The organism is Mycobacterium sp. E1747 (genome assembly GCF_001667775.1).
GTDB lineage: Bacteria > Actinomycetota > Actinomycetes > Mycobacteriales > Mycobacteriaceae > Mycobacterium.
The window spans coordinates 1-14,568 of the sequence record NZ_LZJI01000061.1 but is presented as its reverse complement, the minus strand read 5'-3'; the positions used below and the strand labels follow the sequence as shown (position 1 = coordinate 14,568).

The window sequence follows — 14,568 nt, the reverse complement described above, 5'->3', positions numbered from 1 at the left end:
CGGCCATCGGATACGTCGCCGTCTACGCCGCGACCAGAGCCGCGCCCGTCGATGACCGCACGCTGCCGCGCCGCCGCCGACCACCCCGGCCGGCCCCCGGCAGGTGACCTACTCCGTCACCGGCACCAAGGCGCCCGGGGACATCATCTCGGTGACCTACGTCGACGCGTCCGGCCGGCGGCGCACGCAGCACAACGTGTACATCCCGTGGTCGATGACCGTCACCCCGATCTCGCAGTCCGACGTCGGCTCCGTCGAGGCGTCCAGCCTGTTCCGGGTCAGCCGGCTCAACTGCTCGATCACGACGAGCGACGGAACGGTCCTGTCGGCGAACAGCAACGACGCACCGCAGACGAGTTGCTGATGGTCAGCAGGTATTCGGCGTACCGCCGTGGCGGCGGCGGCTTGGTGGTCGTGATCTCGTCTTGCAGCGGGGGCGTCGACGGCACGGTGGTGGTGGTCGTGTTGGGGTTGGCCAGCTTGGTGGTATCGGTGCGCGCGAACAGCAGCGACACCGACACCACGAGCGCGATGGCGGCCACGATCGCGGCAATCCCCACGACCCACGGCCAACGTGGGGCGGCGTGTTCGTCCTCGACCTCGGCGGACTCGTCGAAGGTGTCGTAGTCGTAGAGCCCGAGGTCGGCCGGCAGGTATGGGCCGCTGATGAAGTGCTCGGACTCCGGGGCCGAATAGGCCCGCGAATAGGCGTCGGTCTGGCCCGTTTCGTCGGCTTCCGGCTCGGCGCCGTCGTCGAACGGTTCGAGTTCGTCACCGTCCGCGGCGTCGTGGTCGTGCGCGGCCTCTGCGCCGGAATCCGGTTGGTGGGGAGCCTCGTTCACCGAATCGGGTTCCTCAGGTTCCCATTCCGGGGGTTTCGGCCCACTCATCTCTGCCTGCCCTGTCCGACTGCCTCACCAGCGCGCGGGGCCCCGCGGCCATACCGTTGCGCGCGCGCTTGAGAAATTGTCAATTGCCTGGGCAAAACACTACCGAACGCAGAGGGGCAAAGAAGTCTTGGCGAAGCGGCCACAGATCACGTGATCTGATTGTGACCTTTGCGGATATGGATCAATGCTTCTCGGGACCGACGTAGTACTCGAAGACCAATCCCGCGACCGACGCGAGGACGAACATCACGCCCGCGGCGATCAGCCACGGCAGCCACAACGCGATACCGACCGCGGAAACCGAGGCCGACAACGCGATCAGGATGGGCCACCAGCTGTGCGGGCTGAAGAAGCCCAATTCACCTGCTCCGTCACTGATCTCGGCACCTTCGTAGTCCTCGGGCCGGGTGTCGATGCGGCGGGCCACGAACCGGAAGAAGGTGGCCACGATCAACGCCAGACCGCCGGTCAACGCCAGCGCGGTCGTGCCGGCCCACTCCTCGCCACCAGTGGCGAAAAGCGCCGTCAGCACCCCATAAAGCACCGCCACCAAAATGAAAAACCCGGCGACGAATTCGAAAAGCCTGGCTTCAATATGCATTTGGTGTCCTAACCTACTGGCTTCCGGCCAACTGACCGCGCTTGGTGTCGAACGGGTGGGTGGTCACCGCGAGCGGCGCCTGACCAATCGCCTGCAATGCCTGCGCGTTGCTCTTGCCGTCGATCCGCTGCTGCAGGTAAGCCTTGAAGTCGTTGGGCGGCACCACCCGAACCTCGAAGTTCATCATCGAGTGATACGTGCCACAGAATTCGGCGCAGTGCCCGACGAAAGCCCCGGGCTTGCTGATGTCGTCGACCTGGAAGACGTTCACCGAGTTGTTCGCCTCGGCGTTGGGGATCACGTCGCGCTTGAACAGGAACTCGGGCACCCAGAACGTGTGGATGACGTCGGCCGAGGCCAGCCGGAATTGGATGCGCTTGCCGGTGGGCAACACCAGTACCGGGATCTCGTCGCTGGTACCCAGGACCTCGACCTTGTCGAAGTTCAGGTAGGTGCGGTCGGAGGTGTTGAGCCCGCGGACCGGCCCGACGAGCTCCTCGCCGTGAGCGTCTTTACCCTCGGGCTTGGAGACCATCGCGTTCTTGCGCGCCTGATCGACACCGTCGTAGGTCAGCGTCCCGTCCTTGAAGTCGACGCGCTGGTAGCCGAACTTCCAGTTCCACTGGAAGGCGGTGACGTCGACCACCACCTCCGCGTCCTTGTCGACGTGCAGCATCTTCTCCTGCACCACGACCGTGAAGTAGAACAGCACCGAGATGATCAGAAACGGCGTGACCGTGAGCACCAGCTCCAGCGGCATGTTGTAGCCGAACTGGCGCGGCAGCTCGGTGTCGGTGGCCTTTTTGCGGTGAAAGGCCGACGCCCAGAAGATCAGGCCCCACACGATGACTCCGACGACCAGCGAGGCGATCGTCGCCCCGATCCACAGCTCGCGGTTGAGGTGGGCCTGCGGGGTGATGCCTTTGGGCCAGCCCAGGGCCAGCACGTCCGACCAGCTGCATCCGCTCAGGGTGACCGCCAACACGCCGAAAATCGCGGCCAGCGCCAGCGGCCGCAGACGACGAGACCGACCCCGCCGGATGCCCCCGGAACGGCGGCCAGAAAGGCTGTCAAACCTGCCCTGCGACAAACGTTGCGAACGGACCTGCTCGCGAGGTGTCACGTTGGCGCCTCCTGCTCGGATATCGAATACTACGCAGCGTAGACCACGCCGCTGACCGGAGCGACGAAACCCCGGCCGGTGACGGCTGCGCCACCTCACAAGCGCCGTCCGAGTGCGGCATACTTGGGCGCCGTGTGTGGTCTGCTGGCGTTCGTCGCTGCCCCGGACGGTGCCAGTGTTTCTGCCGCCCGGGCCGACGATGCGGTCGCGCGCGCGTCGCATTTGATGCGCCACCGCGGCCCCGACGAGCCGGGCACGTGGACCGATCCGGGTGCCGACGGGTCTGTCGTGTTCGGCTTCAACCGGCTGTCGATCATCGACATCGCGCATTCGCACCAGCCGCTGCGGTGGGGGCCGGCGGAGGCGCCCGACCGCTACGTGCTGGTGTTTAACGGCGAGATCTACAACTACCTGGAGCTGCGCGACGAGCTGGCCACCGCGCACGGCGCCGTCTTCGCCACCGACGGTGATGCGGAGGCCATCGTCGCCGGCTACCACTACTGGGGCGCCGACGTGCTCACCCGGCTGCGCGGCATGTTCGCCTTCGCCCTGTGGGACACCCACACCCGCGAATTGTTCTGCGGCCGTGACCCCTTCGGCATCAAGCCGCTCTTCATGGCGACCGGCGCCGGCGGCACCGCGGTGGCAAGCGAGAAGAAGTGCCTGCTGGACCTCGCCGAGCTCGGCGGATTCGACACCGGCATCGACGAGCGGGCGGTACAGCACTACACCGTGCTGCAGTACGTGCCCGAGCCCGAGACGCTGCATCGCGGGGTGCGACGGCTCGAGTCGGGCTGCTACGCCCGCATCCGGCCCGGCCTACCGCCGGAGGTCACCCGCTACTTCGTGCCGAGGTTCGCCGCCACGCCGATCACCCGCGGCACCGAGCAGGCACGCTACGACGAGATCACCGCGGTGCTCGAGGACTCGGTGGCCAAGCACATGCGCGCCGACGTCACCGTCGGCGCGTTTCTGTCCGGCGGCATCGACTCCACCGCCATCGCGGCGCTGGCCATCCGGCACAACCCCCAGCTGATCACCTTCACCACCGGCTTCGAGCGGGAGGGCTTCTCCGAGATCGACGTCGCGGTGGCCTCCGCCGAGGCGATCGGCGCCCGGCACATCGCCAAAGTGGTCCGCCCGGACGAGTTCGTCGCGGCCCTACCCGAGATCGTTTGGTACCTGGACGAGCCGGTGGCCGATCCCGCGCTGGTGCCGCTGTTCTTCGTCGCCCGCGAGGCCCGCAAGCACGTCAAGGTGGTGCTGTCCGGGGAGGGGGCCGACGAGCTGTTCGGCGGCTATACGATTTACCGGGAACCGTTGTCGCTCAAGCCTTTCGACTATCTGCCGCGACCGCTGCGACGGTCGATGGGCAAGGTGTCCAAACCGCTGCCGGAGGGGATGCGGGGCAAGAGCCTGTTGCATCGCGGCTCGCTGACGCTCGAAGAGCGCTACTACGGCAACGCCCGCAGCTTCTCCGACACCCAGCTGCGCGACGTGCTGCCCGGGTTCCGCGAGGAATGGACCCACACCGACGTCACCGCCGCGGTGTACGCGCAGTCGAAGGGCTGGGACCCGGTGGCCCGCATGCAGCACATCGACCTGTTCACCTGGCTGCGCGGCGACATCCTGGTCAAGGCGGACAAGATGACGATGGCCAACTCACTGGAGCTGCGGGTGCCGTTCCTGGATCCCGAGGTGTTCGCCGTGGCCTCGCGCTTGCCGGTCGAGGCCAAAATCACCCGCACCACCACCAAGTACGCACTGCGGCGGGCGCTGGAGCCCATCGTTCCCGCGCACGTGCTGCACCGGCCCAAGCTCGGATTCCCGGTGCCGATCCGGCATTGGCTGCGTGCCGGCGAGTTGCTGGACTGGGCCCACGGGTTGGTGGCGTCATCGCAGGCCGGTCACCTCGTCGACCTGGCCGCCGTCCGGCGGATGCTCGACGAGCACCGCAACGGCGCCAGCGATCACAGCCGCCGACTGTGGACCCTGCTGATCTTCATGCTCTGGCACGCGATCTTCGTCGAGCACAGCGTGGTGCCGCAGATCAGCGAGCCGGTGTATCCGGTCCAGCTCTAAATCCCCGCCAGCGCTGAGGCCGTCGGCTTTACGCCTAGGGTGCAATGAGGGCTTCGAGCGTGCGCCCTGGGCGGAGATTTCTCGAATTTGGCGCCCTCAGCGCACGCGCGAAGCCAAGAGCGCACACTCGATCCGCGTGGCCAGGCTCAGGCGAGCACCGTGGCGATCTCGCTGGCCGCGTCGTCGCCGTAGGCGCCCGCCAACCGGCTCACCGCGGTCTCGCGGTTCCAGTCCCAGTTCTGCGTTCCGGTGGATTCCAACACCAGCACCGCGACCAGCGAGCCCAGCTGCGCGGAGCGCTCCAGGCTGAGGCCCGCGCTGCGCGCGGTGAGGAAGCCCGCGCGGAACGCGTCGCCGACGCCGGTGGGGTCGGTCTGGCTGGTCTCGGGAACCACGTCGACGTGGGTCGTCGTGCCGTCGGGCTCGACGATGTCGACGCCCTTGGGTCCCAGCGTGGTCACCCGCAGGCCGACCTTGCCCCGCACGTCGGCTTCCGACCAGCCGGTCTTGTTGAGCAGCAGCTCCCACTCGTAGTCATTGGTGAACAGGTAGGCGGCGCCGTCGACGAGCTTGTCGATCTCCTCGCCGGACAGGCGTGGCAGCTGCTGGGACGGGTCGGCGGCGAACGCCAGGCCCAGCTTGCGGCACTCCTCGGTGTGCACCACCATCGCGTCCGGGTCGTTGGCCCCGACTATCACCAGGTCGGGCTCACCGATGGACGACACCACGTCGGCGAGCTTGATGTTGCGGGCCTCCGACATCGCTCCGGGGTAGAACGACGCGATCTGGGCCATGTCCTCGTCGGTGGTGCAGGTGAAGCGCGCGGTGTGCGCCGTCTTGGAGATGAGCACGTTGTCGCAGTTGACGTTGTGCGCCTGCAGCCACTGCCGGTAGTCGTCGAAGTCGTCGCCGGCCGCGCCGACCAGCGCCACGTCACCGCCGAGCACCCCGATGGCGTAGGCGATGTTGCCCGCCACCCCGCCGCGGTGGATCACCAGATCGTCGACCAGAAAACTGAGCGATACCTTCTGCAGATGTTCAGCCAGCAGGTGTTCGGAAAACTTGCCCGGAAACCGCATCAAATTGTCGGTCGCAATCGAACCTGTCACCGCGATCGTCACGAATGTCTCCGCCCTTCGTTAGTAAGGTTATCTAGCTTACGCACGCGCCTGGACCGTCGCTGTGTGCACGGTCGGCGCGAAGCGGTGCGCTAGCCTCCCTAGGGAACTCGCTCAAGTCGCCGGGACACGATGCGCGGTCGGGGTGTACCGCACGAAGGCCCCTCTACCACCGTAGGAGACCACGATGGCAGGTCCGCATTCGCCGAACCACACTGTCGGCGGCAGCGGACCCGAACCAGCGGAGTCTCAGCCCCTCGAGTTTCCCGACGACCCCCGCGCCGGCGGCGCGGCTCCCGTCAATTATGCCGGGCAGCCACCGCCGCTGACGCCCTACCCGCAGCGGCGGTCCAAGCGGCGGCTGATCATCGGCATCCTGTTGGCCGTGGCGCTGGCGGCCGCCCTGACCGTGGCGATCGTCTATGGCGTGCGCACCAATGGGGCCAACACGGGCGCCACGTTCTCCGAGGGCGCCGCCAAGACGGCGATCCAGGGGTACCTGGACGCGCTGGATCACCGCGACGTCGAGGAGATCGAACGCAACACGTTGTGCGGCATGTACGACGGCGTCCGCGACAAACGGTCCGACCAGGCGCTGGCCAAGTTGAGCAGCGACGCGTTCCGTAAGCAGTTCTCCGAGGTCGAGGTCACCTCGATCGACAAGATCGTCTACCTGTCGCAGTACCAGGCCCAGGCGCTGTTCACCATGAAGGCGTCGCCCGCGGTCGGGGGCCCGATGCGCGGTGATTTGCAGGGCATAGCCCAGCTGCTGTTTCAGCGCGGCCAGATCATGGTGTGCTCGTACGTGCTGCGCACCGGCGGCTCGTACTGAGCGGGGCTCACCCGGTCAGTTGAACGAGTCGCCGCAGGCGCAGGAGCCGGTGGCGTTCGGGTTGTCGATCGTAAAGCCCTGCTTCTCGATGGTGTCGACGAAGTCGATGGACGCGCCCTCCACGTACGGCGCGCTCATCCGGTCCACCGTCAACGTCACGCCGCCGAAGTCCGCGGTCAGGTCGCCGTCCAGCGTCCGGTCGTCGAAGAAGAGGTTGTAGCGCAGGCCCGCGCATCCGCCGGGCTGGACCGCGATCCGCAGCGCCAGGTCGTCCCGCCCCTCCTGGTCGAGCAGGGACTTTGCCTTGGTGGCGGCGGCCTCGGTCAGGATCACGCCGTGCGTCTTGGCGTTCGACTCGTTTTGCACCGTCATTGCTTCTCCTACATGCCTCTCGTTGGCTAGGTCTTCAGGCTGGGCCCGAGAAAGTCCACTCCCTCAACGGTACCTTGCAGGACCGCTATTCCCGAGTCGCGCCGCCACCACGGATGCCAGCCCCATGAGCTGATTGGCCGCGTCGGCCTGCGCCAACCGCGCAGAACCAGCGTGCTCGGCGATGGACAGAGCGGCCATGATGCCCGCCGAGCGCACCGTGGCGTTGTCCAGGCCCACCTGGCCGGCCAGCACAATCACCGGCACACCCCGCGGCCGGGCCGCGTCCGCGAGATAGCCCACCACCTTGCCGTGCAGCGACTGCTCGTCGAACCGGCCTTCCCCGGTGACGATCAGCTCCGCCATGTCCAGGTCATCGGCCAGGCGGGTGTGATGGGCGATGATCGCCGCGCCCGACTCGCACCGGCCGCCCAATGCCAGCAACCCGGCGCCGATGCCGCCAGCCGCGGCCGCGCCCGGTTCGGAACTCACGTCGCGGCCGGCGACCGCCTCCAGGATCAGCGCCCACGCCTGCAGGCGAACCTCCAGCGCGGCGACGGTGACCGTGTCCGCCCCCTTCTGCGGGCCGAAGACCCTGGCCGCCCCCCACGGCCCGAGCAGGGGGTATTCGGTGTCGGAGGCGGCGATGAGCTCCACGTTGGCCAGCTGGCGGCGGGCGGAGTCCAGGCCGCCGAGCTCGGCGATCATGCCCTGCCCGCCGTCGGTGCAGGCGCTGCCGCCCAGCCCGACCACGATCCGCGTCGCCCCGGCCCGCAGCGCCTCGGCGATCAGCTGCCCCACTCCCCTGCTGTGGGCCGCCATCGCGGTCTCCGGGGTGGGCGGACCGCCGAGCAGGGCCAGGCCGCAGGCCTGCGCGCATTCCAGGTAGGCGGTCGTCGTCGCGGGATCGAACACCCACGCGGCCTCGACCATGGTCGACAGCGGCCCTGAGACTCTCAGCCGTCGGGCCTTGCCCAGCCGGCTGGCGAGCACCTCGACGAACCCCGGGCCGCCGTCGGACTGCGGGGCGACGATGAACCGATCACCCGGCCGGCATCGGGTCCACCCGGTGGCGATGGCCGCCGCGGCCTCCACGGCCGTCATGCTGTCGCCATAGCAATCGGGGGCGACCAGGACGAGCATGGCCGGCAGCTGCAGACGGCCGGGAGCGAGGCCCAAAGCAGCATCATCCGAGGCCATGGTGCCGTCATCCATCACAGGCAGCCGTTCATCACTGGTAAGAGTAGGGCCAATACAGGCGCTGACGCAGGTCTAATAGCAAGGCATTCCAAGCCGATTCCGGGGCGGCCCATCCGCGAAGTAACCTGGCCTCTGTGAAGTTGATGGGCCGCAAGAAGGGCCAGGACGAAGACCTTGACGAGGGCGCGCCGGCGCTCGATGCCGCCGGCGCCCCCGAGACGACGTCTCGGGGCGCGCGGGGGACGGGCCCCAAGGGCCGGCCGACGCCGAAACGCAACGAGGCGCGGCGCACCGCGCGCAAGGGTCCGGTCGCGCCCGCACCAATGACCGCGTCCGAGGCGCGGGCCCGCCGCAAGTCGTTGGCCGGTCCCAAGCTCAGCCGCGACGAGCGCAGGGCCGACCGGGCCGCCAGCCGCGCCAGGATGGCCGATCGCCGGGCGCGCATGATGGCCGGCGACGAGGCGTACCTGTTGCCGCGCGACCAGGGCCCGGTGCGGCGCTACGCGCGCGACGTGGTGGACGCCCGGCGCAACCTGCTGGGGCTGTTCATGCCTGCGACGCTGTTCTTGATGTTCGCCCTGTTCACCACCCCGCAGCTGCAGCTCTACGTTTCCCCGGCGATGCTGCTGCTGATGGCCGTGATGCTGGTCGACGGGCTGCTGCTGGGCCGCAGGGTGAGCAAGCTGGTGGACGCGAAGTTCCCCGACAACACCGAAAGCCGTTGGAAGCTCGGCCTTTACGCCGCCAGCCGGGCATCGCAGATGCGCCGGCTGCGGACGCCGCGGCCCCAGGTCAAGCGCGGCGCCGATGTCAAGTAGGCCCGCCTGAGCGCGGTGCGCACGCTGGTGCTGGGCGGGATCCGATCGGGCAAATCCCGGTGGGCCGAGGACGCCATCGCTGGGACGCTGCCGGCCGGCCAGCCGGTTTGTTATCTGGCCCCGGGTCCGGCCGGGAACGGCGATGCGGGCTGGGCGGACCGGGTCGCCGAGCACCGCGGCCGCCGGCCCGGTCATTGGTCGACGGTCGAAACCGACGACATCGCAAGCCAATTGCGCGCGGCGCCGGACATCCCGACCCTCGTCGACGACCTGGGTTCCTGGCTGACCGGCGCGCTGGACCGCCACCACGGGTGGGACGGCGGGTCGGTCGTCGCGCCCATCGAAGCCCTGCTCGCCGCCGTGGGCGACTTCACCTCCACGCTGGTGCTGGTCAGCCCCGAGGTGGGACTGACCGTGGTGCCGGCCACCGCGTCCGGGCGCCGGTTCGCCGACGAATTGGGCAGCCTCAACCAGCGCGTCGCCGAGCTCTGCGACCGGGTCGTGCTGGTGGTGGCCGGGCAGGCCGTGCCGATCAAGCCGTCGGGGACGTGATGGAGTTCGCCCCGGTGTCGCCGCCCGACGCGGGCGTCGCCGCGGCCGCCCGCGCCCGCCAGGACACCCTGACCAAGCCGCGGGGCGCGCTGGGCCGCCTCGAAGACCTGTCGGCGTGGGTGGCGTCATGCCAAGGGCGGTGCCCGCCAACGCAATTCGAGCGCGCCCGGGTAGTGGTATTCGCCGGTGACCACGGGGTCGCGCGGTCCGGGGTGTCGGCCTACCTGCCGGAGGTGACCGCGCAGATGGTCGCCAACTTCGAGGCCGGCGGGGCGGCCATCAACGTGCTGGCCGACCTCGCCGGCGCGACCGTTCGCATCGCGGACCTCGCGGTGGCCGGTGATGCGCCGACGGACCGGATCGGCGCCCACAAGGTGCGGCGGGGCAGCGGCGACATCGCCGTTGAGGACGCGCTGTCCGACGACGAAACCGCCGCCGCGATCGCCGCGGGCCGGGCCATCGCCGACGAGGAGGTCGACGCCGGGGCCGACCTGCTGATCGCCGGCGACATGGGCATCGGAAACACCACCCCGGCGGCGGTGCTGGTGGCGGCGCTGACGAACGCCGAGCCGGTCGCGGTGGTGGGCTTCGGCACCGGGATCGACGACGCCGGCTGGGCGCGCAAGATGGCCGCCGTGCGCGACGCCCTGTTCCGGGCCTCGCGCGTGCTGCCCGACCCGGTGGCGTTGCTGCGTTGCGCCGGCGGCGCCGACCTGGCCGCGACGGCGGGCTTTTGCGCGCAGGCCGCGGTGCGGCGCACCCCGCTGCTGCTCGACGGGATGGCGGTGACGGCCGCCGCGCTGGTCGCCGAGCGGCTGGCCCCCAACGCCCGGCTGTGGTGGCAGGCCGGTCACCGGTCCACCGAGCCCGGTCATACGCTGGCACTGACCGAACTCGGCCTGGAACCGATCCTGGACCTGCGGATGCGGCTGGGCGAGGGCAGCGGCGCCGCGCTGGCGTTGCCGGTGCTGCGCGCCGCAGTCGCCACGCTGTCGTCGATGGCCACGTTCACCCAGGCCGGCGTGTCCGACCGGGGCGCTCCCCCGCTGTGATGCGTTCGCTGGCAACGGCGTTGGCGTTCGGCACGGTCCTGCCCGTGCCGGTATCGCGCGACGCCACGGTGGGTCGCGGCGCCATGACCGCGCTGCCCGTGGTGGGCGCCGTCCTGGGGGCGACCGCCGCCGCCGTGACGTGGGGCGGGGCGCAGGTGTTCGGGCCGTCTTCCGCGCTGTCCGGATTGCTCGCGGTCGCGGCGCTGCTGCTGGCGACCCGCGGCCTACACATCGACGGTGTCGCCGACACCGCCGACGGTCTGGGCTGCTACGGGCCGCCCGAGCGCGCCCTGGCGGTGATGCGCGACGGATCGACCGGCCCGTTCGGCGCGGCGGCCGTCGTCGTGACGATCGCGCTGCAGGGGCTGGCCTTCGCGGCGCTCGGGGCGGTGGGCAGGCCGGGGCTGACCGGCATCGCCGTCGCCGTCGTCGCCGGGCGGGTGGCCGCGGTGCTGGCCAGCCGCCGGTCGGTGCCGGCCGCTGAGGGCAGCGCGCTGGGCGCGCGCGTCGCGGGCAGCCAGCCGGTGATCGTCGCGGCGGCCTGGGTCGCGGCGCTGCTGGCCGCCGCGCTGGCGGCGGGGCCGCGGCCGTGGCAGGGCCCGGCGGCGGTGCTGGCGGGCCTGGGCTGCGGCGCGGTGCTGGTGCGGCACTGCGTGCGCCGGTTCGGCGGCATCACCGGCGACGTGCTGGGCGCCGCCATCGAGCTGACCACGACGGTGAGCGCCGTGGCGCTCGCCGGGCTGGTGCGGTTCTAGGCGCTCGGGCGTGCGGGCCTAACCCAGCCGCGCCATCCAGCCGTGGGTGTCGGCGAACGTGCCGCGCTGGATCCCGGTCAGGGTGTCGCGCAGCGCCATCGTCACCTCACCGGGCTGGCCGTCGGCGACGGTGAAGTCGGCGTCGCCGTACTTCACGTGCGAGACCGGGGTGATGACGGCGGCGGTACCGCACGCGAACACCTCGGTGATCTCGCCGGCGGCGGCCTTCTTCTGCCATTCGTCGATGTCGATCTTGCGTTCCTCGACGGAGAATCCCGCGTCAATTGCCAACTGCAGCAGCGAATCCCGGGTGATACCCGGCAGCAGCGAACCGGACAGCTCCGGGGTGACCAACCGCGCCGACCCGCCGCTGCCGAACACGAAGAAGATGTTCATGCCGCCCATCTCCTCGACGAAGCGCCGTTCGACGGCGTCCAGCCAGACCACCTGGTCACACTGGTGGGCGGCGGCCTCGGCCTGCGCCAGCAGGGAGGCGGCGTAGTTCCCGCCGAACTTGGCCGCGCCGGTGCCGCCCGGGCTGGCCCGGACGTAATCCGTCGACACCCACACGGTGACGGGGTTGATGCCGCCCTTGAAGTACGCGCCCGCCGGTGACGCGATCAGCAGGTAGCGGTACCGCTTGGACGGCCGCACACCCAATCCCGGCTCGGTGGCGATGATGAACGGACGCAGATACAACGCGTCTTCCCCGCCGGCCGCGGGCACCCAGGGCTTGTCGACGGCGATCAGCTGGCACAGCGAGGCCATGAAAAGTTCCTCGGGCAGCTCGGGCATCGCAAGGCGCCGCGCCGAGGTCCGCAACCGCGCGGCGTTGGCCTCGGCGCGAAACGACACGATCGAGTCGTCGGCCCAGCGGTACGCCTTGAGCCCTTCGAAGATCTCCTGCGCGTAGTGCAGCACGATCGCCGAGGGATCCAGCTCGATCGGGCCGTACGGGATCACGCGCGCGTGGCGCCAACCCCGCTCGTCGTCGTAGTCGATCGACACCATGTGGTCGGTGAAGTACTTGCCGAAACCGGGCTCGGCCAGGATGGATCCACGTTCGGCCTCGGTCGCGGGATTGGCCGAACGTGAAACCGTGAACTCAAGGGAGCCGCTGCTCATGGGGCCTGATTGTATATCCGCCTGCGACCGGGCATTTCACCGGAACCGGCGGCACTAACGGGTTCTCGCGTCGACGAAGGGCGGCCGCACGACTTCGCACTCCGCGGCCCGCCCGCGAATGTCGACCGTGACCCGCTGGCCGTCCTCGACTCCGGCGCCGGTGTCGATGAGCGCCAGCCCGATGCCGGCCTGCAGCGTCGGGGAGAACGTTCCCGACGTGGTGACCCCGACCTGCGTCTCACCGGCGAGCACCGTCAGACCGGGCCGCAGCACACCGCGTCCGACCATCCGCAGGCCGCGCAGCAGCCGTCGCGGCCCGGCCGCCTTCTCCGCCAGCAGCGCGTCCCGGCCGAAGAACGCGTCCTTCTTCCAGCCGATCGCCCAGCCGCATCGCGCCTGCAGCGGTGAAATGTCCAGCGCGAGTTCGTGCCCGTGCAGCGGGTAACCCATCTCGGTGCGCAGCGTGTCACGAGCGCCCAAACCCGCTGGCTCGCCGCCGGCGGCGCCGACCGCCGCGGCCAGCGCGTCGAACACCACCCCCGCGGATCCCCACGGCGGCAGCAGTTCGTAGCCGTGCTCACCGGTGTATCCGGTGCGGCACACCCGGACCGGGACCCCCTGATAGGAGGCGTCGGCGTAGCCCATGTAGTCCATGCCGGTCGGCAGGCCCAGCCCGCCGAGCACGTCCGCCGATCGGGGGCCTTGCACCGCCAGCACCGCGTAGGAGCGATGCTCGTTGGTGATGGTGAGGCCCGCTGGGGCCGCCGCCTGCAGCGCGTCGACCACTGCGGCTGTGTTGGCGGCGTTGGGCACCAGGAAGATCTCGTCGTCGTCGACGTAGTAGGCGATCAAGTCGTCGATGACCCCGCCGGATTCATTGCAGCACAAGGTGTATTGGGCCTTGCCCGGGCCGATGCGGCTCAGGTCGTTGGTGAGCGTCGAGTTGACGAATTCGGCGGCGCCCCGCCCGCGGATCAACGCCTTGCCGAGGTGGCTGACGTCAAACAGACCGACCGCGTTTCGGGTGGCGTTGTGCTCGCTGACGGTGCCGGCGTACGACACGGGCATGAGCCAGCCGCTGAACTCGGCGAAACTGGCCCCCAACTCGCGGTGGCGGTCTTCCAACGGGCCATGCTGTAGGTCATCGGTCACGACGGTTCACCCTAATCGCGGGGGCTGGCACACTTGGGTGGGTGGTCGATTCCCCGGACTTCGCGGCGCTCGAGGCCGCCGGAATCGCCAACGCTCGCGAGCGGGCCGACCTGATCAAGTACCTCGACGAACTCGGCTTCACGGTCGACGAGATGGTGGAAGCCGAACAGCGTGGGCGGCTGTTCGGCCTCGCCGGTGACGTCCTGCAATGGTCAGGGCGCCCGGTCCACACGATCGCAACCGCGGGCGAACAACTCGGCTTGTCGCCCGAGGAGGTCACCCACGCATGGGGTCTGCTCGGCCTGACCGTCGCCGGCCCCGACGTCCCGGTGCTGAGCCAGGCCGACGTCGACGCGCTGGCGACCTGGGTCGGCCTGAAGACGGTGGTGGGTGAGGACGGCGCGTTCGGATTGCTGCGGGTGCTCGGCGCGGCGATGGCCCGGCTCGCGGAGGCCGAGTCGACGGCGATCCGGGCCGGGACGCCGGACATCCAGATGACCTACACCAACGACGAACTCGCCACGGCGCAGGCGTACCGCGCGGTCGCGGAGTTCGTCCCCCGGATTTCGGCGCTGATCGACGTCGTCCACCGGCACCATCTGACCGGCGCCCGTACGCACTTCGAGGGCGTGCTGCGCGACACCTCGGCAAGCGTGGTGTGTGGCATCGGTTTTGCGGATCTGTCGGGCTTCACCGTGCTCACCCACATCACCTCGTCGCCGATGAACTTCACCACCCGGCCGCCATCGCGATGCACCACGTCCGCGACCGTGCCGGCGAACTCGTTGAGCATGTGCGACAGTTGGGCGGGGGTGAGCGCGCGGGTGAGCACGGTGAAGCCCGACAGATCCGCAAAACCGATGCCACACACCACGCTTGCCGAGGTGTCGCGCAGCACG

The 14,568-nt window shown here is 69.7% G+C and carries 14 protein-coding genes and 3 pseudogenes; 8 read left to right on the top strand and 9 right to left on the bottom strand.

What is annotated here, in order from left to right:
• Positions 1-61 precede the first annotated feature (61 nt).
• Positions 62-364 (top strand): annotated as a pseudogene (locus tag A5695_RS27320) (MmpS family transport accessory protein); the annotation flags it as partial.
• Here A5695_RS27320 and A5695_RS07035 read toward each other — a convergent pair.
• The 3 genes from A5695_RS07035 to A5695_RS07025 form a co-directional block, all read right to left on the bottom strand.
• Positions 300-842 carry a hypothetical protein gene (locus A5695_RS07035; RefSeq protein WP_369830163.1) on the bottom strand — a complete coding sequence of 181 codons (543 nt, stop codon included), beginning with the start codon at positions 840-842 and terminating at the stop codon, positions 300-302. The pseudogene A5695_RS27320 and the gene A5695_RS07035 sit on opposite strands and share 65 nt — an antisense overlap.
• A gap of 229 nt (positions 843-1,071) precedes the next feature.
• Positions 1,072-1,491 (bottom strand): cytochrome c oxidase subunit 4, encoded by a 420-nt coding sequence (locus A5695_RS07030; RefSeq protein ID WP_067758493.1) that lies wholly within the window; start codon positions 1,489-1,491, stop codon positions 1,072-1,074.
• Positions 1,492-1,504: 13 nt separating this feature from the next.
• Positions 1,505-2,614: a cytochrome c oxidase subunit II gene (locus A5695_RS07025; protein WP_082945889.1), complete on the bottom strand. Its 1,110-nt coding sequence runs from the start codon at positions 2,612-2,614 to the stop codon at positions 1,505-1,507.
• 132 nt (positions 2,615-2,746) lie between these two features.
• Between A5695_RS07025 and asnB the strand changes: the two genes are divergently transcribed.
• On the top strand, positions 2,747-4,696 hold the full coding sequence (gene asnB, locus A5695_RS07020; protein WP_068079433.1) for an asparagine synthase (glutamine-hydrolyzing): 1,950 nt from the start codon (positions 2,747-2,749) through the stop codon (positions 4,694-4,696).
• A 146-nt stretch (positions 4,697-4,842) separates the two neighbouring features.
• Here the strand turns inward: asnB and A5695_RS07015 are convergent, their stop codons facing one another.
• On the bottom strand, positions 4,843-5,817 hold the full coding sequence (locus A5695_RS07015; protein ID WP_068079429.1) for a carbohydrate kinase family protein: 975 nt from the start codon (positions 5,815-5,817) through the stop codon (positions 4,843-4,845).
• A gap of 184 nt (positions 5,818-6,001) precedes the next feature.
• Between A5695_RS07015 and A5695_RS07010 the strand changes: the two genes are divergently transcribed.
• The gene (locus A5695_RS07010; protein ID WP_068079428.1) at positions 6,002-6,646 is read left to right on the top strand and encodes a hypothetical protein; all 645 of its coding nucleotides are present in this window, start codon (positions 6,002-6,004) and stop codon (positions 6,644-6,646) included.
• Positions 6,647-6,661: 15 nt separating this feature from the next.
• Here the strand turns inward: A5695_RS07010 and A5695_RS07005 are convergent, their stop codons facing one another.
• Both A5695_RS07005 and A5695_RS07000 read right to left on the bottom strand, forming a co-directional pair.
• Positions 6,662-7,018 carry an iron-sulfur cluster assembly accessory protein gene (locus A5695_RS07005; protein WP_067281389.1) on the bottom strand — a complete coding sequence of 119 codons (357 nt, stop codon included), beginning with the start codon at positions 7,016-7,018 and terminating at the stop codon, positions 6,662-6,664.
• Positions 7,019-7,081: 63 nt separating this feature from the next.
• Positions 7,082-8,158: a glycerate kinase gene (locus tag A5695_RS07000; protein WP_068079431.1), complete on the bottom strand. Its 1,077-nt coding sequence runs from the start codon at positions 8,156-8,158 to the stop codon at positions 7,082-7,084.
• Between the two features lie 191 nt (positions 8,159-8,349).
• Between A5695_RS07000 and A5695_RS06995 the strand changes: the two genes are divergently transcribed.
• Genes A5695_RS06995 through A5695_RS06980 form a run of 4 tightly spaced genes read left to right on the top strand, consistent with a single transcriptional unit; the run spans position 8,350 to position 11,392 of the window.
• Positions 8,350-9,033, top strand: coding sequence for a DUF3043 domain-containing protein (locus A5695_RS06995; RefSeq protein ID WP_068079427.1), 684 nt, complete (start codon positions 8,350-8,352; stop codon positions 9,031-9,033).
• Positions 9,034-9,048: 15 nt separating this feature from the next.
• Entirely contained in the window at positions 9,049-9,585 is a 537-nt protein-coding gene (locus A5695_RS06990; protein ID WP_068079426.1) for a bifunctional adenosylcobinamide kinase/adenosylcobinamide-phosphate guanylyltransferase, read from the top strand.
• The gene (gene cobT, locus A5695_RS06985; protein WP_156749498.1) at positions 9,582-10,637 is read left to right on the top strand and encodes a nicotinate-nucleotide--dimethylbenzimidazole phosphoribosyltransferase; all 1,056 of its coding nucleotides are present in this window, start codon (positions 9,582-9,584) and stop codon (positions 10,635-10,637) included. The genes A5695_RS06990 and cobT overlap by 4 nt, the downstream gene beginning before the upstream one ends.
• Positions 10,634-11,392 carry an adenosylcobinamide-GDP ribazoletransferase gene (locus A5695_RS06980; RefSeq protein ID WP_068079423.1) on the top strand — a complete coding sequence of 253 codons (759 nt, stop codon included), beginning with the start codon at positions 10,634-10,636 and terminating at the stop codon, positions 11,390-11,392. Before cobT ends, A5695_RS06980 begins: the two co-directional genes overlap by 4 nt.
• Before the next feature lie 18 nt (positions 11,393-11,410).
• Here the strand turns inward: A5695_RS06980 and A5695_RS06975 are convergent, their stop codons facing one another.
• Both A5695_RS06975 and gcvT read right to left on the bottom strand, forming a co-directional pair.
• Entirely contained in the window at positions 11,411-12,517 is a 1,107-nt protein-coding gene (locus A5695_RS06975) for a branched-chain amino acid aminotransferase (protein WP_068079421.1), read from the bottom strand.
• Between the two features lie 54 nt (positions 12,518-12,571).
• Positions 12,572-13,669, bottom strand: a complete 1,098-nt coding sequence (gene gcvT, locus A5695_RS06970; RefSeq protein ID WP_068079419.1) for a glycine cleavage system aminomethyltransferase GcvT — start codon at positions 13,667-13,669, stop codon at positions 12,572-12,574.
• Positions 13,670-13,710: 41 nt separating this feature from the next.
• Between gcvT and A5695_RS06965 the strand changes: the two are divergent.
• Positions 13,711-14,373, top strand: a pseudogene (locus tag A5695_RS06965) (adenylate cyclase regulatory domain-containing protein); the annotation flags it as partial.
• Between the two features lie 35 nt (positions 14,374-14,408).
• Here the strand turns inward: A5695_RS06965 and A5695_RS29450 are convergent.
• Positions 14,409-14,501: pseudogene (locus tag A5695_RS29450) on the bottom strand (hypothetical protein); the annotation flags it as partial.
• Positions 14,502-14,568 lie beyond the last annotated feature (67 nt).

Bases quoted from the DNA above. Each gene is read 5' to 3' on its own strand.
- A5695_RS07010 (WP_068079428.1), top strand. From the start codon at position 6,002: ATGGCAGGTCCGCATTCGCCGAACCACACTGTCGGCGGCAGCGGACCC.
- A5695_RS07000 (WP_068079431.1), bottom strand. From the start codon at position 8,158: ATGCTCGTCCTGGTCGCCCCCGATTGCTATGGCGACAGCATGACGGCC.
- A5695_RS06975 (WP_068079421.1), bottom strand. From the start codon at position 12,517: ATGAGCAGCGGCTCCCTTGAGTTCACGGTTTCACGTTCGGCCAATCCC.
- A5695_RS07005 (WP_067281389.1), bottom strand. From the start codon at position 7,018: ATGACGGTGCAAAACGAGTCGAACGCCAAGACGCACGGCGTGATCCTG.
- A5695_RS07030 (WP_067758493.1), bottom strand. From the start codon at position 1,491: ATGCATATTGAAGCCAGGCTTTTCGAATTCGTCGCCGGGTTTTTCATT.